22 protein-coding genes and 1 pseudogene are annotated in these 22,590 nt (G+C 70.2%); 14 read left to right on the forward strand and 9 right to left on the reverse strand.

Annotated features, from left to right (window positions below; genetic code table 11):
* Positions 1–29: 29 nt before the first annotated feature.
* The 3 genes from ACZ6I3_RS14495 to ACZ6I3_RS14505 all read right to left on the reverse strand — a co-directional run bounded on the left by ACZ6I3_RS14495 (position 30) and on the right by ACZ6I3_RS14505 (position 1,656).
* Entirely contained in the window at positions 30–551 is a 522-nt protein-coding gene (locus ACZ6I3_RS14495; protein ID WP_469414655.1) for a cellulase, read from the reverse strand.
* An 11-nt stretch (positions 552–562) separates the two neighbouring features.
* Positions 563–1,069, reverse strand: a complete 507-nt coding sequence (locus ACZ6I3_RS14500; RefSeq protein WP_184595762.1) for a SigE family RNA polymerase sigma factor — start codon at positions 1,067–1,069, stop codon at positions 563–565.
* A gap of 221 nt (positions 1,070–1,290) precedes the next feature.
* Positions 1,291–1,656 (reverse strand): DUF6479 family protein, encoded by a 366-nt coding sequence (locus tag ACZ6I3_RS14505; RefSeq protein WP_469414656.1) that lies wholly within the window; start codon positions 1,654–1,656, stop codon positions 1,291–1,293.
* Between the two features lie 102 nt (positions 1,657–1,758).
* On the opposite strand from ACZ6I3_RS14505, the gene ACZ6I3_RS14510 reads away from it, so the two are divergent.
* Together ACZ6I3_RS14510 and ACZ6I3_RS14515 are read left to right on the forward strand one after the other, a co-directional pair.
* A complete protein-coding gene (locus ACZ6I3_RS14510) occupies positions 1,759–2,133 on the forward strand; it encodes a four-helix bundle copper-binding protein (RefSeq protein ID WP_469414658.1) in 375 nt (124 codons plus the stop codon).
* A 77-nt stretch (positions 2,134–2,210) separates the two neighbouring features.
* Positions 2,211–3,437: an acyl-CoA dehydrogenase family protein gene (locus ACZ6I3_RS14515; RefSeq protein WP_469414660.1), complete on the forward strand. Its 1,227-nt coding sequence runs from the start codon at positions 2,211–2,213 to the stop codon at positions 3,435–3,437.
* 315 nt (positions 3,438–3,752) lie between these two features.
* Here the strand turns inward: ACZ6I3_RS14515 and ACZ6I3_RS14520 are convergent, their stop codons facing one another.
* From ACZ6I3_RS14520 to ACZ6I3_RS14540, 5 genes are all read right to left on the reverse strand, one after another.
* Positions 3,753–4,223, reverse strand: coding sequence for an RDD family protein (locus tag ACZ6I3_RS14520; protein ID WP_469414662.1), 471 nt, complete (start codon positions 4,221–4,223; stop codon positions 3,753–3,755).
* An 88-nt stretch (positions 4,224–4,311) separates the two neighbouring features.
* Positions 4,312–5,265, reverse strand: a complete 954-nt coding sequence (locus ACZ6I3_RS14525; protein ID WP_469414664.1) for a PDR/VanB family oxidoreductase — start codon at positions 5,263–5,265, stop codon at positions 4,312–4,314.
* Between the two features lie 3 nt (positions 5,266–5,268).
* Positions 5,269–6,600 carry a Rieske 2Fe-2S domain-containing protein gene (locus ACZ6I3_RS14530; RefSeq protein ID WP_469414666.1) on the reverse strand — a complete coding sequence of 444 codons (1,332 nt, stop codon included), beginning with the start codon at positions 6,598–6,600 and terminating at the stop codon, positions 5,269–5,271.
* Positions 6,601–6,833: 233 nt separating this feature from the next.
* A complete protein-coding gene (locus ACZ6I3_RS14535; protein WP_469414668.1) occupies positions 6,834–7,604 on the reverse strand; it encodes an SDR family NAD(P)-dependent oxidoreductase in 771 nt (256 codons plus the stop codon).
* A gap of 142 nt (positions 7,605–7,746) precedes the next feature.
* Entirely contained in the window at positions 7,747–8,583 is an 837-nt protein-coding gene (locus ACZ6I3_RS14540; RefSeq protein ID WP_469414669.1) for an NmrA family NAD(P)-binding protein, read from the reverse strand.
* Positions 8,584–8,665: 82 nt separating this feature from the next.
* Here ACZ6I3_RS14540 and ACZ6I3_RS14545 point away from each other — a divergent pair, with 82 nt between their 5' ends.
* Positions 8,666–9,631 carry an AraC family transcriptional regulator gene (locus ACZ6I3_RS14545; protein ID WP_469414670.1) on the forward strand — a complete coding sequence of 322 codons (966 nt, stop codon included), beginning with the start codon at positions 8,666–8,668 and terminating at the stop codon, positions 9,629–9,631.
* Positions 9,632–9,849: 218 nt separating this feature from the next.
* Positions 9,850–9,957: pseudogene (locus tag ACZ6I3_RS14550) on the forward strand (IS5/IS1182 family transposase); the annotation flags it as partial.
* A gap of 195 nt (positions 9,958–10,152) precedes the next feature.
* On the opposite strand, the gene ACZ6I3_RS14555 reads toward ACZ6I3_RS14550, so the two are convergent.
* Complete coding sequence (locus ACZ6I3_RS14555) at positions 10,153–11,931, reverse strand: PucR family transcriptional regulator (RefSeq protein WP_469414671.1); 1,779 nt, start codon at positions 11,929–11,931, stop codon at positions 10,153–10,155.
* 222 nt (positions 11,932–12,153) lie between these two features.
* Here ACZ6I3_RS14555 and ACZ6I3_RS14560 point away from each other — a divergent pair, with 222 nt between their 5' ends.
* The 10 genes from ACZ6I3_RS14560 to ACZ6I3_RS14605 are packed head-to-tail and all read left to right on the forward strand — an operon-like array spanning position 12,154 to position 22,278.
* Positions 12,154–12,642: a YflT domain-containing protein gene (locus tag ACZ6I3_RS14560; protein WP_469414673.1), complete on the forward strand. Its 489-nt coding sequence runs from the start codon at positions 12,154–12,156 to the stop codon at positions 12,640–12,642.
* 51 nt (positions 12,643–12,693) lie between these two features.
* Entirely contained in the window at positions 12,694–14,604 is a 1,911-nt protein-coding gene (gene dnaK / locus ACZ6I3_RS14565; RefSeq protein WP_469414675.1) for a molecular chaperone DnaK, read from the forward strand.
* A 9-nt stretch (positions 14,605–14,613) separates the two neighbouring features.
* Complete coding sequence (locus tag ACZ6I3_RS14570; RefSeq protein ID WP_469414676.1) at positions 14,614–15,231, forward strand: nucleotide exchange factor GrpE; 618 nt, start codon at positions 14,614–14,616, stop codon at positions 15,229–15,231.
* A gap of 6 nt (positions 15,232–15,237) precedes the next feature.
* Positions 15,238–16,191 (forward strand): DnaJ C-terminal domain-containing protein, encoded by a 954-nt coding sequence (locus tag ACZ6I3_RS14575; RefSeq protein ID WP_469414678.1) that lies wholly within the window; start codon positions 15,238–15,240, stop codon positions 16,189–16,191.
* On the forward strand, positions 16,191–16,598 hold the full coding sequence (locus ACZ6I3_RS14580; RefSeq protein WP_469414679.1) for a chaperone modulator CbpM: 408 nt from the start codon (positions 16,191–16,193) through the stop codon (positions 16,596–16,598). The genes ACZ6I3_RS14575 and ACZ6I3_RS14580 overlap by 1 nt, the downstream gene beginning before the upstream one ends.
* Positions 16,589–19,228, forward strand: a complete 2,640-nt coding sequence (gene clpB, locus ACZ6I3_RS14585) for an ATP-dependent chaperone ClpB (RefSeq protein ID WP_469414681.1) — start codon at positions 16,589–16,591, stop codon at positions 19,226–19,228. The genes ACZ6I3_RS14580 and clpB overlap by 10 nt, the downstream gene beginning before the upstream one ends.
* Positions 19,225–19,683, forward strand: a complete 459-nt coding sequence (gene trxA / locus ACZ6I3_RS14590) for a thioredoxin (RefSeq protein WP_469414682.1) — start codon at positions 19,225–19,227, stop codon at positions 19,681–19,683. Before clpB ends, trxA begins: the two co-directional genes overlap by 4 nt.
* 6 nt (positions 19,684–19,689) lie before the next feature.
* The gene (locus ACZ6I3_RS14595) at positions 19,690–19,953 is read left to right on the forward strand and encodes a UBP-type zinc finger domain-containing protein (RefSeq protein WP_469414684.1); all 264 of its coding nucleotides are present in this window, start codon (positions 19,690–19,692) and stop codon (positions 19,951–19,953) included.
* Complete coding sequence (locus ACZ6I3_RS14600; protein WP_469414686.1) at positions 19,953–21,734, forward strand: FAD-dependent oxidoreductase; 1,782 nt, start codon at positions 19,953–19,955, stop codon at positions 21,732–21,734. Before ACZ6I3_RS14595 ends, ACZ6I3_RS14600 begins: the two co-directional genes overlap by 1 nt.
* A gap of 46 nt (positions 21,735–21,780) precedes the next feature.
* A complete protein-coding gene (locus ACZ6I3_RS14605; RefSeq protein ID WP_469414688.1) occupies positions 21,781–22,278 on the forward strand; it encodes an Hsp20/alpha crystallin family protein in 498 nt (165 codons plus the stop codon).
* Positions 22,279–22,590 lie beyond the last annotated feature (312 nt).

A 22,590-nucleotide genomic window follows, 5' to 3' on the forward strand; every position in this document is an offset into this window, starting at 1 on the left:
GCCCCTGGCGGGATGCGCCGCTCAGGCGGCTACTCGGAACTGACTGACGCGGAGGGCTCCTGTGTCGTCTCCAGGACGGTCGGCGGGACGGACGTACTGGTCGGGGGAGGGGGCGAGTAGGGGAGTGCCGTGCCGGTGCTGCTCCCGGAGGGCGTGGCGGTCGGGGGCGGGCCGGTCGGGGTGCTGGTGGTCCCGGTCGGTGTGCTGCTGCCGGGTGAGGTCGCGGGCACCGACGTCGCCGACCCGGTCGGGGTCGGGCTCGGATCCGGGGCGCCGGTCGTGGGACCGTCGTCGTGCGTGGGCGTCGGGCTGGTCGCGGGCCGCGGCCGGGGATCGGCGGGCTGGGCCTTGGTGAGCATGCTGGGCAGCAGGGCGAGCCCGACACTGAGCCCGGCCACCGCCACGGCGGAGCCGCCCGCCTTCCACAGCATCCGCGACCGGCGGCGGGCCCGGATGCCCTGGTGCAGCCGCTGCCGCTGCGCGGGCTCGTAGGGAGTGTGCTGCTGGGTTTCGCGCATCAGGCGCGACAGGTCCCGCTCGAAGTCGTCCATCGTTTCTCCCTTCACCCCACGGGCCTGACGGCGTCGGACAGGATCTGGCGGAGCCGTGCAACTCCGCGTGACGCGTGGGACCGTGCGGTGCCCACGGGGCAGCCCAGCGCCTGGGCGACCTGGGCCTCGGGCAGGTCCTCGTAGTAGCGCAGTACCACCGCCGCCCGCTGCTTCGGCGACAGCAGCGCCAACGCGGCCTCCAGCCGCGAGCGTTCCGCCACGGTGGACGACACATCGCCCGGGTCGGCCCGGTCCGGCAGCTGCTCCACCGGGCGCTCACCCCACCAGCGCCGTCGCGCCGAGCGCGCCGCCATCCGCACCAGCACCGTGCGGACGTACGCCTCCGGGGCCTGCTCCGCGACCTTCGGCCAGGCGAACCACAGCTTCACCAGGGCCTCCTGCACCAGGTCCTCGGCCCGTTGCCGGTCGCCCCCCGTGAGCAGCCGCGCGACATGGAGCAGCGCGGACCAACGGGCGGCCACGAACTCGTCGAAGCCGTCCGCCCGAACCTGCTCCATCCTCACCGTCCCGCGTCTCAGTGGCCATCTACACCTCTGAAAAGACGCTGGACCCCGCCCCACGCTGCACCCAGATCCTGTGATCCACCTCACTCCGGCCGGGCTCGGCCGCGGAAACCGGGCCCGGGCATGGAAAAAGGGCCCGTGCACAGGCACGAGCCCTTTCGATGTTCGCCGGGGGATGGCGCCGGGGCGCCCGGGGACGGCGATGCCGCGCGGGATCACCCCCCGCCCGGGCCACCGCTGCCGAACGAACCGCTGCTGCCCTTGTTCCACCGGGGGCGCTCCTGCGACGCGCTCCTCCGGTCGCTCACATTGCCGTGGGCCTTCAGCCGGTGCGGCGTCAGCCGGCCCTGGCTTCTCGGCACCTCCTCGGGTTCCCGGCGCTCACTGACCTCGCCGACCGGGCCGCCGTCGGGCAGCCGCGGCTGCTCCTCCGGGCGCGGCGTGGGCGGCTCCCTGCGTTTGATGCGAACGCCGAGGGCGAAGGCCCCCAGCAGCAGGGCCACGACCACCACACCCGCCACGACCAGTCCGATGCCGAGGGCGCCACGGCCCGCGGCCATCTCCATCCATGCGGTACGCATGGCGCGCGAGTACCCCTGGTCCTCACCATGAACCTGGCACCTCGCACGCACCCCTTGGGAACACCGGGTTTGACGGGCGTCGACCGGGGCTACCCGCGCGGTGTGACTCCGACGACATCCCAGCAGGAGCTGTTCCGGTTCTTGGAGGACCGCTTCGCCTGCGCGCAGGCGTGTACAGAGTGCGCGCGGGCGTGCGCGCTGCGCGCGAGCCTTGTGGATCCCGACGGCACCGAGAACCAGGAACTCGTACGACGCAAGGGCATCATGTGCGCGGAGGTCTGCGACGCGACCTGCCGTGTGCTGTCCGAGCAGAACCAGGTGGACGAGGGCAGTATCCGTGCCCAGGTGGAGTGGTGCCGGACCGTGTGCCTGGAGGCCGCCCAGGCCTTCGACCGGCAGCCGGGGGCGGAGGACTCGGCGGCGGTGTGCCGTGCGTGCGCGCGGGCGTGCACGGACTTCCTCGCCACCCTGAACTGACATCGCCATTCCCTATTTCTGAAACACGTTCTACGGTGTGCGCCGACAGGACCGGCCTTGGGGAGCCTGGAGGCGCCGTGCACCTCGAATACACGCCCGAGCAGCAGCGGCTGCGCACCGAACTGCGCGCCTACTTCGCCGCACTGGTCCCGGACCACGCCTACGCCCGGCACGGCGCCCCCGCCGACCAGAAGCGGTTCTACCGCGAGACGATCCGGCGGCTCGGCGCGGACGGCTGGCTCGGCGTGGGCTGGCCCGAGGAGTACGGCGGGCGGGGCCTGACCGCCATGGAGCAGTTCATCTTCTTCGACGAGGCCGCCCAGGCCGGCGTCCCGCTGCCCCTGATGGCGCTGAACACCGTCGGCCCGACGATCATGCGCTACGGCACCGACGAGCAGAAGGCCTACTTCCTGCCGAAGATCCTCTCCGGCGAGATCGACTTCGCCATCGGCTACAGCGAGCCCGGCGCGGGCACCGACCTCGCCTCACTGCGGACCCGTGCGGTACGGGAGGACGGGGGCCCCTCCGGCTCGAGCGAAGCCGAGAGCGGGAGCGAGAGCGGGGGCGAGTACATCGTCAACGGCCAGAAGATCTGGACGACCAACGGCGACACGGCCGACTGGGTGTGGCTGGCGGTCCGCACCGACCCGGACGCCCCGCCGCACAAGGGCATCACCATGCTGCTGGTGCCGACCACCGCCCCCGGCTACTCCTGCACCCTGATCAACACCCTCGCCTCGCACGACACCACGGCCAGCTACTACGAGAACGTCCGCGTCCCCGTCTCCCACCGGGTCGGCGCCGAGAACCAGGGCTGGCGGCTGATCACCAACCAGCTCAACCACGAGCGCGTGACCCTGGCCGCCCACGGCACCATGGCGATCCGCGCCCTGCACGACGTGCGGCGCTGGTCGACGGAGACCAAGCTCGCCGACGGCCGCAGGGTCGCGGACCTGCCCTGGGTACGCCGCCTCCTGGCCCGCACCCACGCCCGGCTGGACGCCCTCAAGCTGCTCAACTGGCAGATGGTCAACTCCGTCCAGGAAGGCACCCTCACCCCGCAGGACGCCTCCGCCGTCAAGGTCTACGGCTCCGAGGCCCGACGCGACGCCTACGCCTGGCTCATGGAGATCGTCGCGGCACCGGGAGCCCTGAAGGAGGGCTCGGCGGGCGCGGTCCTGCACGGCGAACTGGAACGCGGCTACCGCTCGGCGGTCATCTTCACCTTCGGCGGCGGCAACAACGAGATCCAGCGGGAGATCATCTCGTGGATCGGGTTGGGGATGCCGCGGGTGCGGCGCTGAGGGCCTGTGACGAGGATTTTTAGTTGGCACAAAAGAGGGGTAGTTGGCACCAAGATCACCATTAACTTGTCCCCCTGCGTTAGTTGTTCGCGCGGGCCAAGCGAGTGGGCCTGATCTTCCACAACCCGGCCAGCCTGGTCAAGGCCGGTCGGCGATGCCCCGCTCGCGGGCCTTGGTGAGGCTGAGTCCGCTGAGGGCGATGTCGCCGAGCAGGCGTGCGCGGGGCGCGGCTGACACGGCACTCGCACCCGGACGGTGCCGCGCCAGCGTCAGAACTCCGGGGCGCGAGTGCGTATACGTGACCTTTCGGTCTGGTCATGCACGGACGGCCAGGGTGTGCAGCAGTTTGTCCGAGAAGGTCTGCTGCTTCTTGTCGATCAGTGGCCAGAGGTAGCCGACTCCCAGGGGCAGCGCGTCCAGGATCTGTGCGACCTCGTAGACGATGGCTTTGCCGAAGCCGACCGGTTGACCGGTTCGCTCGCCCACCAGCCGGATGTCCATCCGGCGCTTGCCGATCGACTGGCCGGTGGTGCCCATTTCGTATATCACCCAGAGCCAGCCGATCATGCTGACAACCGTGCCGATCCAGGCGCCTGCATCGAGGAAGAGCTCGCCGAGGAAATAGAACAGGAAGCTCGGTACCGCGACGACCAGGGTGTCGATGAGTTTCCCGCAGACTCGTGGGCCCCACGCCGCCAGGGCGCCCGGGATTCCGGGGTCGTCGGCGTCGGTCGGAGAACTGTTTAAACCGGGCTGCCCATCGCGCGATGCTCGGGTGGGATCCATGTGCGCTCCTTGTCGAAAGAGGGTGGAAAGAGAAGTGAGGCCCCCGTTGTGATGCCGGGCGGCCGGCCATGACCGGCCGCCCGGCCGTTCACATGTCCAGCTCCAGGACCCGTGACAGCGCCCGGGACGTGCAGGGCGCGAAGAGGCCATCGGCCTGTTCGTCCGGGCTGAGGACGTCGTCGCGGTGGTCGGGCTCGCCGGCCAGGACCCGTACGACGCACTCTCCACAGATGCCCTGCTGGCAGGAGGACGGGGCGTCGATGCCCTTCTCCAGCAGGACATCGAGCGCACTGCGGTCCTCGGGGACCTGGTACTCGGCGCCCGTGGAGGCCACCCGGACGGTGAACGCGCCCGGCTCCGCGGCGTCCGGATCCGGGGCACTGGCGGCGAACCGTTCCTTGTGGAGCGCGGCGGGCGGCCAGCCCGCCGCCTCGGCCCGGACCAGCACGTGATCCATGAAGCCGCCGGGGCCGCAGACGTAGACCGCCGTGTCCGGCGAGGGTGTTGCCAGACAGCTGTCCACGTCGAGCCGTTGGCCCGGGTCCTCGTCGTCGAAGTGGAGGGCGACCCGGGGGTTGTCCGCCAGCTCGGCGACGAAGGCCGCGTCGGCGCGGCTGCGTACGCAGTAGTGCAACGTGTAGTCGCCACCCTCGGCATCCAGGCTTCTGACCATGGCCAGCAGCGGCGTGATGCCGATGCCGCCGGCGAACAGCAGATGCCGGCGCGCGGCGGTGAGCGGGAACCGGTTGCGCGGTGCGGAGATCCGCAGCCGGTCACCCACCTCCAGTGTGTGCATCGCCCGGGACCCGCCCCGGGAGGCCGGGTCGTTCAGCACGGCCAGCCGGTAGTGACCGGTGCCGGGCGGACCGCACAAGGAGTACTGGCGGATCAGCCCGCACCGGTCCAGCAGCACGTCGATGTGCGCCCCGGCGGTGTACGCGGGGAAGTCCGTGCCGTGGGCCGGGGCGAGATCGAGCACCGCGATGTTGGCTGTGGCCGCCGCCCGGGCGACGACGACCGCGTCCGTCCAGGTCGTCGCCACCCGTCATGCCCCGGGAGCGTGCGCGGCCGGCTTCGGTGCGGACAGCCCGCCCGGGGCCGTGCCTTCCTGGAGAATCGCGTCGGAGTCGGGGGGCACGGTGAACACCCCGGAGTCGATGTGCCGCGGCGGACCGTCGTCTCGGCTCACGCCCAATGGGTCCTTCCCGGCCTCGACGTCGTCGACCATGGTGCGCAGCATCCGGCGCACCATCACCACGCCGCGGTCGGAGGTGGCCAGCGTCTCCTCCGAGTGCAGGGTGATCGGGCCCTGGGAGCCCTGGGCCTCGATGTCGCTCGGGTACTTCCGCAGGTCGTCCTCGGTCATCTCCCAGAACATCTTGCCGTTCTGCTTGATGCCGAAGACCAGCCGCTGCAGGCGGCCGGGGTCGGCGGCGCGGATGGAGAAGAACACGCGGTGGTGGGTGTCGTCGCTGGGCACGATCCAGATCAGCAGGTTGTGCCGGGCATCCGGGGTGACCTGGGTGAAGTCCGGCAGCGCGATGATATTGGGGAGCTGCTGCTCCAGACGCCACTCCAGCTCGGTCGGCTGACCGTCCGGGCCGGTCCCCTCGAACCGCTGGTGGTACTTTGCCCCGAAATCCGTCCTGTGGTAGCTGGTCACTTCCGCGACGAGGGACGGGTCGTAGAAGCTCTCCGGCAGCCCTTCGGGCGTGCCCGTCCCCGTGAGCTGCATGCCGCTGTGCGCGTAGTGCAGCCAGGTGACGTGCACGTTGTCGATCGCGTTCTCCCAGATCTGGACCCAGTTGAAGTCCTGCTCCATGCCCGTCACCTCCGCCCCGGGCACCGGCCAGCCCGCCCAGTACTGCTCTCCCTCTTCGAGAGGTTCCAGGGCGTCGTAGCGCGGCATCACCGACTTACGATCGGGCGGGCCCATGTAGACGAAGACCAGGCCGTAGCGTTCCTCGACCGGATACCAGGGCTGGCGTGCCACCTCACGGCGGCGGCCGCCGCCGGGCTCGCACGCCTGCTCCAGGCAGTGGCCCTGGACGTCGAACTTCCAGCCGTGGTAGCAGCAGCGGATGCCGTCGTCCTCGATGCGGCCGTAGAACAGGCTGCTGCCGCGGTGCGCGCACCGTTCGTAGACCACGCCGGCGCGTCCCCGTCCGTCGCGGAAGACGATCAGGTCCTCGCCCAGTACGCGGATGCGGTGCGGCTGATCGCTGGTGAGCGTTTCGGAGGTGGCTACCGGGTGCCAGTAGCGGCGCATCGCCTCGCCCATCGGGGTTCCGGGGCCGACCTCGGTCAGGCGCGCGTCGTGCGACGGGCGTTTACGGCCGTAGCCGGTACCGGTGTCCACGGTCGTCGTTTCAGTCATGATCTCTGTCTCCTCGCATGGAGATGGCTCTGCGTGTGTGTGGTGAAGGACAGACAGTCCACGAGGTGATCAAAAGGAGGCAGCGACCGGTCGCGTCACAGGCCGACCGCTGCGCGGCTCGCATCCCGGCGTCCCTCAACGGTTGTCCGGACTCTGACGGACGCCCGTCACGGGCTTCGTCAGAGCGGTTGTTCAGGGGGGTGCGTCGAGGCTGTCCGAGAAGGCCCTCGGATTTACTCGCGCAGGCTCCAGCCGCCGCAGACCGACCAGACCTGGCCGCTGACGTAGGCCGCGTCTTCCGAGAGCAGGAAGGCCACAACGGCGGCCAGGTCCTCGGGCTCACCCAGCCGCGGAGCCCGGATGGACCGCAGGGCCCACGCCTTCACGTCCTCGGAATCGCTCTGCTTGAAGGCGTCGGTCATCACCACACCGGGGGCGACACCGTTGCAGCGGATGCCCTCCTTGCCCCAGCGGCCCGCGATGTGCCGGGTCAGCGCACCGACGCCCGCCTTGGAGGCGGCGTACGCGGGACGCGAGGGGTCGCCGCCCCACGCCGCACCGGAGGACGTGTTGACGATGACGCCGCCCCCCTGAGCCAGCAAATGCGGGATGGCCTCCCGGCAGGTGAGGGCATAACCGAGCAGGTTCACGTCGTGGTTGCGCCGCCAGACCGCCGGGTCCATGCCCAGCAGGTCGGTGTCGCGGCCCATGGTGTCCCCGGACAGGTCGGCTCCGACGTTGTAGAGCCCGTCGATTCCGCCGAGTTCGCTGACGGCCTGGCTGACCAGGGCCCGGATCGAGCGTTCGTCGGCCAGGTCGAACTCAACGGCGAGCGCGGCACCCCCGGCATCGGTCACCTGCCTCGCCGTCGCCTGCGCCGCGTCCATGTTGATGTCGCCGACGATTACCGAGGCACCTTCTTCGGCGAGCCGCGTGGCCGAGGCGGCGCCGATACCGGTAGCACCCCCGGCGATGACGATCCTCTTGCCGTGCAGTCCTCTCACGTACTTCTCCCTTACTCGCAGGTGTATGGATGCGGGTTCATGCGCGCATTTGCATGCGGGCATACAAATCCGGGCAGGGGAGGTCCACTTGGGGAGCTCCCCTGCCCGGAAGGTCAGGTAGGCGTCGGATGTCAGACGAGCGTTATACGGTCCAGGCGCCCTGCGCGGCAGCGGCCTTGGCGTAGTCGGAGAAGTCCCGCGGGGGCCGCCCGAGGACCTTGCGGACGTCGTCGGTGAGTGTGCTGAGGCCGCCGGAGCGCACGTGGGCGTACAGATCGACGGACACTTGCACCCACTCCTCGGGCACTCCATGGGCACGCTGTTCGTCCGCGTACGCCTCGGCGCTCAGCGCTACGTAGCGGATGTCACGGCCGGTGGCGGCCGCGATGTCCGCGACCGCTTCGGCGAAGGTCATCAGCCGGGGCCCGGACAGTTCGTACACCTGTCCGTTGTGTCCGTTCTCGGTCAGGGCGGCGACGGCGACGGCGGCGATGTCGTCGGCATCGATGAAGGCCTCCTTGCCTTCTCCGGCCGGCAGGCGGACCTCACCGCTGAGAACGGGATCGCGCAGGAAGTCCTCGCTGAAGTTCTGGAAGAACCAGCGCAGCCGCAGCACCGTCCATTCGAGGCCCGCTCCCCTCACCGCCCGTTCCACGGCCAGCACCTGCTCCTGGTCCAGGCCCTCGCTCGCGGGAACCGAGACAAGCACCGCGCGCCGGACCCCAGCCTTCGCCGCCAGCTGGGCAAAGGCGGCGACGTCCGCGGCGGCCTGCGGGCTGCCGAGGCCGGGCGCGACCAGATACAGCGCGCTCACGCCCCGCAGTGCGGGATCCCAGGTGGTGCGGTCGGTCCAGTCGAAGGACACCTCGCCGGACCGGGAGGCAGCCCGTGTCGCGACACCCCGCTCGTTCAGCAACTGCACCACGCGGCGGCCGGTCTTGCCCGTGCCGCCCGTCACCAGAATCGTCTCGCTGTCCATGCCCTCCAGACAACCAGCAGCCCTCCGCGCCAGCCATGGCGGGCACGCTCGTGTCCATACGCATTCGTCTACGCTGACCCGCATGAATCCCCAGCCCATGGTCGGCGCGGACCCGCTCACGGACCTGCTGAACGGTGTGCGGACCTCGGGAGCGCTCTTCAACCGGTCTTCCCCACACGGCACCTGGGCAGTGCGCTTCGAGGACGGTTCACCGATGGCACTGGCAGTTCCTCTGCGCGGCACCGCCTGGGTGATTCCCGCTACCGGCGATCCGATGCCACTGGGTCCGGGCGACGTCGCGGTGCTGAGCGGCGGCACTCCGTACGTGATAGCCGACGACCCGGCCTCCGAGCCCGACGTAACGGTCCACCCAGACGGGCGTTGCACGACTCCGGAAGGGAAGGAAGCCGGGACGACTCAAGGCATAAGCAACTGGGGCGAGCCCGGGCCGGACTGCACGGTGCTGCTCAACGGCCTGTACACAGTGGAAAGCGGCATGCCGGGGCGGCTCCTCGCGGCGCTGCCGCCACTCGCGGTCGTCGAGGCCGGGCAGGGAGCTTGCCCCGTCAGCGCGGCGGCGTTCGAGGACGTCACCCGCCCGGCACCGGGCCAGCAGGCCGTGCTGGACCGGATGCTCGACTTGATGCTCATCACCGCGCTGCGGTCGTGGTTCACCCGCCCCGGCGTACGGATTCCCGCCTGGTACCGCGCGCACAGCGATCCGGCGGTCGGATCAGCCCTGCGACTGCTGCACGCCGACCTCGCCTACCCGTGGACCGTCGATTCCCTGGCAGCCAGGACGGGAGCATCCCGGGCGGCCCTGGCCCGGCGCTTCACCGAACTGGTCGGACAGCCACCGATGACCTACCTGCGCGAGCAGCGGCTCACCCTGGCGGCCGACCTGCTCCGCGAGCCCGGCATGACAATCGGCGCGGTCGCCGCTCGCGTGGGTTTCTCCACCCCCTTTGCCTTGAGCACCGCGTTCAAGAAGGTGCGGGGCATCAGCCCGAGCCAACACCGCACAGGTACTTCGCCGGCCAAGGACTGACTGCCCAGCCCACTCTGGTGCGTCTGTTCTTCCTCGACCGGCCGGATTCCCGAATCCGGGCCGGAAGTTCGAAACGGACTGCCAAGGCCACGGGTACAGCGCGGCGTGACTCTCACAAACGACCCTTTGCCCGAGCAAGATCAAACAGGGCCGTGCGGAAAGGTTTCCCTGGAAACTGGGGGAGCGGGCCTTTCTGTGGCGGCCGACGGAACCGGCCCCGCACGCTCACCCCCCGCTGTGATCGCAATCCCCGCAGCTACCTGGTTTTCCTCGGCCTCGCAGCCGCCCTGTGCTGCTACAAGCGCCTCCTTTGCCTCACCGCATAGGACACAGTCGAAGGTTCGATTTCCGCAGCGCGGAGTAACCGCTCGGAGCAGGACATTCGCAGTGTGTATGCGGCAGGGTCGTCTTCGAGGCGCTGCCGACCGTCTGGTGATACCTGACGAGCCAATTCGGCGGAGGGGAAGCCTGCTCCTATGGCGATGGGGACAGTGGAGCCGGCCCCGCGGTGCGTGGGCTCCTCAACCCGGTCCGCCCAGCATGATCTTCCACACCCGGGTCGCGACCTGCAGGTTGAGGCGGTCCTCCACGCTCGTGAGGTCATGGCCGCTGATCTCACGGATGCGCTGGAGCCGGTAGCGCAGCGTGCTGCGGTGGATCGCCAGGAATTCGGCGGTCTCGGCGTAGTTGCCACCGCAGTCGAAGTACCGGGACAGGGTCTCCACGAGCGCCGTACGGTGCCGGCCGTCGTAGTCGACGAGGGGTCCGAGCCATTCCCGAACGAACGCCTCCAGCTCCTGGTATTCGTTTCCAGGCCCCAGGATGCGGTAGAGGCCCAGATCGTCGAAGAACGTCGTGCCGTATCGCCTTCGGGACCGGCGGCGTACCTCCAGGGCGCGCAGTGCTTCCTGGTAGCGGCCGGGGATACCGTCCGGGGTGTCGCAGCGGGCGCTCACCCCGATTGTCCCGTCCGGTGTTCCGGTCTCCCGGGCGAGCGTCTCGTACAAGGCGTGGTCGTGGGGGCTGCCCTCGGCGACCAGGACCACGTGGTCGGAACGCCGACTCACCAGCGACGGCATGCCCACGGCCGAAGCCGCCCGGCCCACGGTCCGCGCGAAAGCGTCGTCCGCGGCCCGGTTCCTCCACTGCACGACGACCACGTACTGGATGCGGTGCAGGTCGTGTCCGAACGCCTCGGACCGGGCGTAGGCGCTCGCCTCGTCCGTGCCCCCCAGGAGATCGTCGACCAGTTCGCGGCGCAGTCGCAGCTCGACCTCCGCCAGATGGCGCAGGTGCGACAGTTCCACGGCGAGTGACGTGGCGGCGTGCTCCAGCGCGAACACGGTGTACTCGTCGGCGTCGTCCTTGGGATCGACCAGGGCCAGTACTCCGAGGACCTCACCGCGGGGGCGTACCAGGGAGATCAGCCGGTCGTTGATGCGCACGGGTCCGCCTCTCCGGGCGACCCCCTGGAGCATCTCCTCATGGCGTGTGGGGTCCGGTTCCGGATAGGGGTCGGGCCGGCCGGGACCGGTCCAGGACCGCAGTCGGCCGAAGCGGTCCTCCACCAGCACGGGAAATCCGGTGAGCGCATGCAGTGCGCTGGTGATGGCCTCCTCGCCGCCGCCTGAGGCCGCGACCTCGGCGAGGGCCTCGTGCACGGCCCGCTGATATCCCAGCTCGACCACGAGAGAGACCAGCCGTCGCTGGAAGGCTGTCCGTTCCCGTCGTAGTCGGTGCAACTCCAGGGCGTCTTCCTGCTGGCGGCGGTGCGCGACGGCGACCGACAGGGCTGCGGCGGTGAGGCGTACGAGCGTGGCGAGCAGGAAGTGCTGGGCCTCGGTAGGCCGCGAGCGAGACGTCACCACAAGGTAGCCATGCAGTCCACCGGGTCCCTGCAGGGCCAAGGCCCTGCCCCTGCCCCTGGATCGGCCGGGAATGGTTACGGGGACGTCCCGCCCTGTCAGCTCTCGCACCGTCCGGTCCACGGCTGAGGCATGACCCGGCCCGACCTGCGGGCTGGGGACCATATGGCCGTGCACCCTGAGGTATCCGGCCTCGGCTCTGTACGGGCCGACAGCCGACACGTGGTTCATGGCCAGGCGCAGGATCTCGCTTTCGTCCCGAGTGTCGAACAGGGCGCGAGAGACTGCCGGCCACTTGTGGGATGCCAGGGTGGAAAGGGGCGGGCGAGACCCGCGCCGCGAGATCGTGGGGTGCTGTCCCAGACGGCCCGGCGGAAGGCCGCCTTCCCGGTCGGGACGGCGTCGGTACACGCTCCGGCCCCTGAAACCGGCCATGGGATTACTCCCTTCCCTGAGCCCCCAGAGAGGTGACAGTGCCTCTTCCTCTACGCGTTCCCCGACCAACGTACCCGAGATGTCCGGAGTGTCCCGCTCGTGCTCGCGGGGGGACGGGCTCCGTTGTTCTTTGACCTGCCGGGTGCAGGCGCTGAGCTGCTCGGTTCGCGAGTCTGGGGGCGTGCCGGGGCCGCCGTGCACACGGGCAGGAAGGACTGGGCGATGAGCGAGCAGCCTCGTAGGCCCGTCGCCACGTACGAGACGTACCAGGAAGCCGAACGCGCCGTCGACCACCTCTCGGACCAGGGGTTTCCCGTGCAGCGGGTGGCCATCATCGGACAGGACGTCAGGCTCGTCGAGCAGGTCGTCGGCCGTATGGACTACGGCAGGGCCGCCCTGCACGGAGCGGCGAGCGGGGCCCTTCCCGGAGCGCTGATCGGCTGGCTCTTCGGCCTGGTCGACTGGGTGGACCCGCTCGTATCCGCCCTGCTCGTCGCCCTCTACGGCCTGATTTTCGGAGCGATCGTGGGCGCGCTGTTCGGCCTGCTGCTGTACGCCCTGCAGGGCGGCCGACGGGACTTCGCCTCCGTCCGCTCGATGCAGCCCAGCCGGTACGACGTCGTCGTGGACGAAGCGGTCGCCGACGAGGCGGTACGGCTGCTCGGCGGGTTGCGGACCGCCGGTGCCCGTGGACGTCCCGCCCCTACCTGAACGATCAGATCCGCAGTGCCGGCGCTTGCCGCCGCACGGGAGGAGTTCCTCATGGCCAAGGCAGTGGGCATCGACCTGGGCACCACGAACTCGGTGATCGCCGTGTGGGAGGGCGGCGAACCTTCCGTCGTGCCCAACACCGAGGGCAACCGTACGACACCGTCCGTGGTGGCCTTCACCGACACCGGGGAACGGCTGGTGGGCCAGCTGGCCCGGCGCCAGGCGATCCTCAATCCCAAGGGCACCATCTACTCGGCCAAGCGGTTCATCGGCCGGCACTTCGACGAGATCCCGGACGAGGCCAGGGCGGTGGCGTACGACGTCGTCGAGGGCCCGGGCGGCGTCGCCCGCTTCAAGGTGCGCGACAAGCTCCATGCGCCTGAGGAGATCAGCGCGCAGGTCCTGCGCAAGCTCGCCGACGACGCGTCCAAGCAGCTCGGGGAACGGGTCACGGAGGCGGTCATCACCGTGCCCGCCTACTTCAACGACGCCCAGCGCACCGCCACCAAGGACGCCGGGCGGATCGCGGGACTGGAGGTGCTGCGGATCATCAACGAGCCGACCGCGGCCGCCCTCGCGTACGGCATGGACAAGAAGCAGCACGAGACGGTGCTGGTCTTCGACCTCGGTGGCGGCACGTTCGATGTGAGCATCCTCGACGTGGGCGACGGCGTGGTGGAGGTGCGTTCCACGGCGGGCGACAGTCACCTGGGCGGTGACGACTTCGACCGGCGTCTGGTGGATTACCTCGCGGACGACTTCCAGAAGGAGAACGGCGTCGATCTGCGCAAGGATCCGCAGGCCCTGCAACGCCTGTTCGAGGCGGCGGAGAAGGCCAAGACCGAGCTGAGTTCGGTGACGCAGACGCAGGTCAGTCTGCCGTTCATCACCGCCGATGCCTCGGGACCCAAGCACCTCACCGACTCGGTCATGCGGTCCACGTTCGAGCAGATCACCAGCGACCTGGTGGAGCGGTGCCTGGAACCGGTCCAGCAGGCCATGGCCGACGCCAAGGTCGGCGAGAGCGACATCGACGAGGTCATCCTCGTCGGCGGTTCCACCCGCATCCCCGCCGTCCAGGCCCTCGTGCGCCGGCTGACCGGCGGCAAGGAACCCAACATGAGCGTCAATCCCGACGAGGTCGTGGCCCTGGGCGCCGCGATCCAGGCCGGGGTGCTCAAGGGCGAGGTCAAGGACGTCCTGCTGCTCGATGTCACACCCCTGTCGCTGGGTGTCGAGACACGGGGCGGCGTGATGACGAAGATCATCGAGCGGAACACCACCATCCCCGTGCGCCGCACCGAGACCTTCTCCACCGCCGAGGACAACCAGCCCGCCGTCGACATCGTCGTCCTCCAGGGCGAGCGCGAACGGGCCGCCGACAACCGGGTGCTCGGCCGCTTCCAGCTCACCGACATCCGCCCCGCGCCGCGCGGTGAACCGCAGATCGAGGTCACCTTCGACGTCGACGCCAACGGCATTCTCAACGTCAAGGCCCGAGACCAGGACACCGGCAAGGAACAGGGCATCACCATCACCGAGAGCTCCAACCTCGACCGCGGCGAAGTCGAACGCATGGTCCAGGAGGCCGAGCGCAACCAGGGCGAGGACAAGGCCCTGCGCGAGGCCGTCGACGCCCGCAACGAGCTCGACGCCGTCGCATACCAGGTCGAAAAGCGCCTCGCTGAGCTCGGCGACGCGGCACCCGCGCACGAGAAGTCACGCGCCGAGATGCTGGTGTCGGATGCCCGGGCGGCGGTCAAGGAGGAGGCGGGCGTGGAGCGGGTGCGGCCCCTGACCTCCGAACTCCAGCAGGTGCTGTCGGGGCTGGCGGCGCATCAGGTCGGCGCCACCGCGGGCGGTCCCGACCAGGACACCACCGGGGACGGTGCGACCGGTGGCGGCCCGAGTGGCGGTGGCGGTGACGACGACGTCATCGATGCCGAGTTCGACAAGGACTGAGGAACCGCCATGCCGATCCACCCCAGGGAATCCGACCCGGCCGTGCCGGACCCGGCCGACCCGGCTCCGGAGGGCGCCGCACGCCCTCCCCGAGGGGATCTTCCGCGCTCGAGCCCGCCCGCCGGGCCGGGGTCCGACACGGGCGAGGCACCCGGCCCCGACGCGGCCGGCGGCCCCGCACCGTCCGAAGACCAGCACACGGCCGAGCTCAAGGAACTCGAGGACCGCTGGCGGCGCGCGCTCGCCGACCTCGACAATCTCCGCAAGCGCCACACCAGGGAACTGGAGCGGGAGCGGACGGCCGAGCGGTCTCGTACGGCCGCCGCCTTCCTGCCCGTCCTGGACAACCTCGAACTCGCCCTGACCCACGCCGGATCCGACCCCGGCGCGATCGTGGAGGGCGTCCGGGCGGTCCGCGACCAGGGGGTGAACGTCCTCGAACTGCTCGGCTACCCACGGCACGCGGAGACCGGCGTCGCCTTCGAGCCGGCCCGGCACGAGGTGGTCGGCGTCGTCCAGGACCCCGATGCTCCGCCGGGCACGGTCGTCGAGGTGCTGCGCCCGGGCTACGGAGACGGCGAACGGCAGCTCAGGCCCGCCGCCGTGACCGTCGCGAAGCGGGAGTGACCGGTCATGGCAGGGGACTTCTACGAGGTGCTGGGCGTGTCACGGACCGCGAGCCAGGACGAGATCCAGCAGGCATACCGCAAACTCGCCCGCAAGTACCACCCCGACGTCAACAAGGACCCGGGCGCGGAGGAACGCTTCAAGGACCTCAATGAGGCGTACAGCGTCCTGTCGGACCCCAAGACACGGGCCCGTTACGACCGCTTCGGCGAGGACTTCCGGAAGGTCCCCGAGGACTGGGAGGAGCGGGTCGGTGCCGGCGCGGGACCCGGGGGCGGCTTCCGTGGTCGGAGGACCGCGGGCGCGGGCGGCCCCCATGTCCGGTACACCGGCTTCGGCGACGACTTCGGAGCGGAGGGCGTCGACATCGAGGACCTGCTCGGCTCGCTCTTCGGAGCAGGCGGCGCCCCCGGCGGGGTACCGGGGGCCGACCAGGAGGCCGAGCTGCCGCTCACCGTCGAGGAGGCGTACAGGGGCGGCCGCCGCACCGTCACGCTCGCCGGCCCCACCGGGCAGCCGCGGCGGTACGAGGTCGACGTACCGCCCGGCGTCACCGATGGGCAGCGCATCCGTCTGGCGGGCGAGGGCGGCCGGGGCAGTAGTGAAGCCGCCGCGGGCGACCTGTACCTGCGGGTGCGTATCCAGCCCCACCCCCGGTTCCGGCTGGACGGCCGCGACGTCCACGTACAGGTCCCCGTCACCCCCTGGGAGGCGGCCCTTGGTGCGACCGTGCCGGTGCCCACCCCCGGCGGCGGCACGGCCAAGGTCACGGTGCCCGCGGGCTCGTCCAGCGGCCGGCGACTGCGGCTGCGCGGCGAGGGCATGCCGAACCCGCGCGGTGCGAACGGCGACCTGTACGCCGAACTTCGCGTCATGGTGCCGCCCGCCCTCGGCGACCGGGAGCGCGAGCTGTTCGAGGAGCTCGCCGCCACCTCTTCGTACGACCCCAGGAGGACGTGATGAGCGACCGACCCTCAGGGGCGGCGACCGGCGGCCGGACCGCCCGGGCCGACGCGGGCGGGCGTCCCGTACGGACGAGCGCCGGATCCACGGCCGTGCGCTACGCGCTCGTCCCCGTACCCAGGCTGTCCCTGGACACCGTGGCCCGCCGCTCGGGCCTCCACCCCGACCTGGTCCGCCGGTTCGTCGCCCTCGGACTGGTCGACGCCGAGCGCGACGCCTCGGGGCGCCTGGTGTTCGACCCCGCGGCCCCGGCGGTCCTCGCCCGCGTCCAGCGGCTGCGCTCCGGACTCTGCCTCAACTACGCATCCATCGGTCTGGTGCTCGACCTGCTCGACCGCATCAGCCTGCTCGAAGCCGCACTGCGCGACCGCGGCAGGAGGAGTGACTCACCCCCATGGACATGAACCGTCTCACCCAGAAGTCACAGGAAGCCCTCCAGGAGGCGCAGACCGCTGCCGTCCGCATGGACCAGACCGAGGTCGACGGCGAGCACCTGCTGCTCGCGCTCCTCGACCAGGAGGATGGCCTGATCCCCCGGCTGCTGCAACAGGCGGGCAGGGAGCCCGAGGAGCTCAGTGCGGCTGTGCGTGAGGAGCTTTCCCGCCGGCCCAAGGTGACCGGCCCGGGGGCGGCACCGGGCCAGGTGTTCGTCACCCAGCGCCTGTCCCGGCTGCTGGACGCGGCCGAGCGGGAGGCCAAACGCCTCAAGGACGAGTACGTTTCCGTGGAGCACCTCCTGCTGGCCCTGGCCGAGGAGGGCTCGTCCACCGCCGCGGGACGGCTGCTCAAGGAGCACGGCATCACCCGGGACTCGTTCCTGAGCGCGCTGACCCAGATCCGCGGCAACCAGCGCGTGACCTCGGCCAACCCCGAAGTGGCGTACGAGGCCCTGGAGAAGTACGGCCGTGACCTGGTCGCCGAGGCCAGGGGCGGCAAACTCGACCCGGTCATCGGCCGGGACGCCGAGATCCGCCGCGTCACCCAGATCCTCAGCCGCAAGTCCAAGAACAACCCGGTCCTCATCGGCGATCCCGGCGTCGGCAAGACCGCCATCGTCGAGGGCCTCGCGCAGCGCATCGTCCGCGGTGATGTGCCCGAAGGACTGCGCGACAAGACCGTGTTCGCACTCGACATGGGCTCCCTGGTGGCCGGGGCAAAGTACCGGGGCGAGTTCGAGGAACGCCTCAAGGCCGTGCTGTCCGAGGTGAAGGCCGCCCAGGGGCACATCCTGCTCTTCGTCGACGAACTCCACACCGTCGTAGGCGCGGGCGCCGCCGAAGGGGCCATGGACGCGGGCAACATGCTCAAGCCGATGCTCGCCCGCGGCGAACTCCACATGATCGGTGCCACCACCCTCGACGAATACCGCAAGCACATCGAGAAGGACGCCGCCCTCGAACGCCGCTTCCAGCAGGTCGTGGTCGACGAGCCGAGCGTGGAGGACACGATCTCCATCCTGCGCGGACTGCGCGAACGCCTGGAAATCTTCCACGGCGTGAAGATCCAGGACACCGCGCTGGTATCCGCGGCCACCCTCAGCCACCGCTACATCACCGATCGGTTCCTGCCCGACAAGGCCATCGACCTCGTCGACGAAGCCTGCGCCCGGCTGCGTACCGAGATCGACTCGATGCCCGCCGAACTCGACGAGATCACCCGCCGCGTCACCCGCCTGGAGATCGAGGAGGCCGCCCTGTCAAAGGAGACCGATCCCGCCAGCAAAGCCCGCCTGGAGGAGCTGCGCAGGGAACTGGCCGACCTGCGCGGCGAGGCCGACGCCAAACACGCCCAGTGGGAGGCGGAACGCCAGGCGATCCGCCGCGTGCAGGAACTGCGCCAGGAACTGGAGCAGGTCCGCCACGAGGCGGAGGAGGCCGAACGCGCCTACGACCTCAACCGCGCCGCCGAACTCCGCTACGGCCGCCTCCAGGAGCTGGAGCGCCGACTCGCCGCAGAGGAGGAGCAACTGGCCTCCAAACAAGGGCAGAACCGGCTGCTGCGCGAGGTCGTCACCGAGGAGGAGATCGCCGAGATCGTCGCCGCCTGGACCGGTATCCCCGTCGCCCGTCTCCAGGAGGGCGAACGCGAGAAGCTGCTGCGCCTCGACGAGATCTTGCGCGAGCGCGTCATCGGCCAGGACGAGGCCGTCAAGCTCGTCGCCGACGCCATCATCCGCGCCCGCTCCGGCATCCGCGACCCTCGCCGCCCGATCGGCTCGTTCATCTTCCTCGGCCCCACCGGCGTCGGGAAGACCGAGCTGGCCAAGACCCTCGCCCGAGCCCTGTTCGACTCCGAGGAGAACATGGTCCGCCTCGACATGAGCGAGTACCAGGAGCGGCACACCGTCAGCCGGCTCATGGGAGCCCCGCCCGGATACGTCGGCTACGAGGAGGGCGGCCAGCTCACCGAGGCCGTACGCCGCAAGCCGTACTCGGTGGTGCTGTTCGACGAGATCGAGAAGGCGCACACCGACGTCTTCAACACCCTGCTGCAGATCCTCGACGACGGCCGCATCACCGACGCCCAGGGCCGCACCGTCGACTTCCGCAACAGCGTGATCATCATGACGTCCAACATCGGCTCCGAGCACCTCCTCGACGGCGCCACCGCGGAGGGTGAGATCAAGCCGGACGCCCGTGCCCTGGTGATGGGTGAGCTGCGCGGGCACTTCCGCCCGGAGTTCCTCAACCGCGTCGACGACATCGTGCTGTTCAAGCCGCTCGGTGAGCGGCAGATCGAGCGGATCGTGGAGCTGCAGTTCGACGAGCTGCGGCAGCGGGTCGCCGAACGCCGCATCACCGTCGAACTCACTGATGCGGCGAGGGAGTTGATCGCCCACCAGGGCTACGACCCGGTGTACGGCGCCCGGCCGCTGCGGCGTTACATCTCCCACGAGGTCGAGACGCTGGTCGGGCGCGCCCTGCTGCGCGGCGACGTCCAGGACGGCGCGAAGGTCCGCGTCGACGCCGAGCACGGAGAGCTTGTCGTCACCTATGACCAACCCGAGGACGTGAAGGGAGCGACGGCGGCATGAGTACCGTGCAGGCAACCAACGTCACCTGCCCGCACTGTGGGCGCACCAACCGGGTACCGGTGGCCGCCGAGGGCCGCCCCAGGTGCGCCAACTGCAAGCAGCCTCTGCCGTGGATGGCCGACGCGGGCGACGACGACTTCACGGAGGTCGTCGAGAAGGCCACCGTGCCCGTCGTCGTTGACCTGTGGGCCACCTGGTGCGGCCCCTGCCGCATGGTGAGCCCCGCGCTGGAGAAGGTCGCCGCCGATCTCGCGGGAAAGATCAAGCTGGTCAAGGTCGACATCGACAAGAACCCGCGGCTGGCGCAGCGGTTCGAGGTCCAGGCGGTACCGACGCTGTTGGTCCTCGACAGAGGACAGACCATCGCGCGGCAGGCGGGTGCCGCACCTGCCCCTGCCCTGCGGCGGTGGGTGGAGCAGTCGATCGCGGGACGCGAACCGGCCGGGAAAGGATGATCAGCCATGACCGTAGGAACCGACCCCCACCTCGCGCTCGTCCGGCCGGTCCGGCCACTGACCCCCGAAGGGTGTCAAGAGTGTCTGCTGCTCGGCTCCCCGTGGGTCCACCTCAGGCTCTGCCTGACCTGCGGCCGCGTCGGCTGCTGCGATTCCTCGCCGAACCGGCACGCGCGCCGTCACGCCGCCGCCGACGGCCATCCGATCGCGGCGTCACTGGAGCCCGGCGAGGACTGGCGGTGGTGCTTCGCCCACGAGGCGTTCGTGTGATGGCCGGCGACGAGACGCGGCCAAGTCCGGCGCCTGTGCCGGACGACGCGGAGGAGAGCGTCCCCTTCGAGACAGCTGACATCTACGGCGCCTATCCCCGCCTGTCGGATGACCAGATGGCCCGCCTGGTGCAGCATGGCCGGCGGCGCGCGGTCGACGCCGATGACGTGCTGATCCGGGAGGGGGAGCGGTGCGAGACGTTCTACGTCGTCCTCAGTGGCTCGGTCGCCATCGTCGAGGGCTACGGCACGCCCGACGAACGACTGCTGCGTGTGCATGGCTCCCGCCGCTTCATCGGCGAACTCGGGCTCCTCAACGGACAGGTGGCCTTCTACACCGCCCTGGTCAGGGACCCCGGCGAGGTCCTCGCCCTGTCCATGGACCAGCTGCGTGACCTGGTGACCAGGGACTCCGTCCTCGGCGATGTGGTGCTGCGCGCCTGCCTGGGCCGCCGTGCCCTGCTTGTCGGGCAGGGCGCCGGTTTCCGCATCATCGGCTCGCGCTACTCGCCCGACACCCGGCGGCTGCGTGAGTTCGCCGCCCGCAACCGGCTGCCGCACCGCTGGATCGATCTGGAGACCGACGAGGAGGCCGAGGAGCTGCTGCGCCGCTTCGGCGTCGGCCCGGAGGAGACACCGCTCGTCATATGGCGGGACACCACTCTGTTGCGCAACCCCAGCAACGCGGAACTGGCCCGGGTCATGGGCCTGCCCTCGCTGCCTGCTGGTAACCATCACGGGGATCTCCTGATCGTCGGCTCTGGACCCGCTGGTCTCGCTGCCGCGGTGAACGCCGCCTCGGAGGGCCTGGACACGACCGTGGCCGAGGCCATGGCCAGCGGCGGCCAGGCCGCCACGTCGTCCCGCATCGAGAATCTGCTCGGTTTCCCCTCCGGCATCTCCGGCGCCGAACTAGCCGAACGCGCTGTGCTCCAAGCCGACAAGTTCGGCGCCAGGATCAGCGTCCCGGCGGAGGCGGCTCGGCTCGAACCGCAGGACGGGCACTACGCCGTCGGGTTCGCCGACGGCAGCGAGATCACCGCCCGCGCCGTAGTCCTGGCGACCGGCGCTCGCTACCGCCGCCTCCAGGTGCCCGGCATGGAACGCCTGGAGGGAACGAGCGTCCACTACTCGGCGACCGTCTACGAGGCCCAGCAGTGCCGCACCGACCCGGTGGCCGTCGTCGGCGGAGGCAACTCCGCGGGCCAAGCCGTGCTCTTCCTGGCTGGGTACGCACCGCAGGTGTATCTGCTCGTCCGTGGACCCAGCCTCGAGGCACACATGTCCCGCTACCTGATCGATCAGGTAGATCGCCACCCGCGGGTGCGCGTGCTGCTGCACACCGAGATGACCGAGGCACTGGGCGACGAGGTGCTGGAGGCGGTCACCGTGGTCGACCACCGTACGGGCGAGAACCACCACTTGGCGGTGCGGGCCCTGTTCGTCTTCACCGGCGCCGAGCCCCACACCGAGTGGTTGTCCGGCGCGCTCGCCCTCGACGCGCGCGGTTTCGTGCTCACCGGGGCCGAGGCGCAGGCGGGCTCCGTCCCCGAACTGTGGCAGAGCCAGGGCCGCGACTGCCTGACGTTGGAGACCAGCCTGCCCGGCGTCTTCGCCGCCGGCGACGTCCGCAGCGGCTCGGTGAAACGCGTGGCCTCCGCGGTCGGCGAAGGCGCGATGAGCATCCACTTCGTGCACCGCTACCTGGGCCACACGGCCGCGCCCGGCGGCACCGACAGCTCCCCGCACACCCGTCGGAAGGAGTCCGCTTGGCTCGCATGACACCCAGCGGCGACGAGATCACGAGAAGGAGAAGGAGGCGATGGGAATGGCCACGCCCGTCAGGCGCCACCGCGGTGGCGCAGTGCAGGAAAGGCCCGTTGGCTGGGCACGCAATCCGCTGACGGAGTTCGACCAACTGCTCAGCGAGATGAGCGGACTGATCGAATCCACGGTGGGAGGCGCGGCGCCCGCAGTCGCGTGGACGCCTCTGGCGGATGTCACGGAGTCCGACGACGCCTTCCGCATCGAGATCGAACTCCCCGGCGTCAAGAGCAAGGACATCGACGTCGAAGCGAACGGCCAGGAGCTCGTGGTCACCGGAGAGATCAAGGAGAAGGAACGCAAAGGTGTCCTGCGACGGAGCACCCGCCGCACCGGAGCCTTCGAGTACCGGCTGCGGCTGCCCGGAGAGGTCGACACCGAAAAGATCAATGCGCAGATGTCGGACGGGGTGCTCACCATCACCGTCCCCAAGGCCGAGGTCGCAAAGCCCCGGCACGTCGAGATCAGCGAGACGAGTGAAAGCACCGGGAGCAGCGGCTGAGATGCGACCGCGGTTCCGGACACACGTCCGGCACCGCGGCCGGGCCATGAGGCTTGACGCCCGGGGTGACCCATGAAGGATGTCCCTTCTCGCAACCCCTCACGACGACGGAGACGCGGCGAGTTGCTCGCCACCGGCATCCTTCGGCGCCGCAGACGCCAGGCGCGCAGCCGCCGAATTCCGCTCACGGCCGTGCCGATCGCTACGGGACGCACGAGACCGCCTCCGCCCCGCGTCCGGCAGGCCGTGCACGGGACCTGCGGCTCGCCGACCGCACCGCCCGCCGTCAGGAGCGGGAGCGCGCAGGAGCCC

The sequence above is a fragment of the Streptomyces sp. NPDC041940 genome, assembly GCF_055589465.1.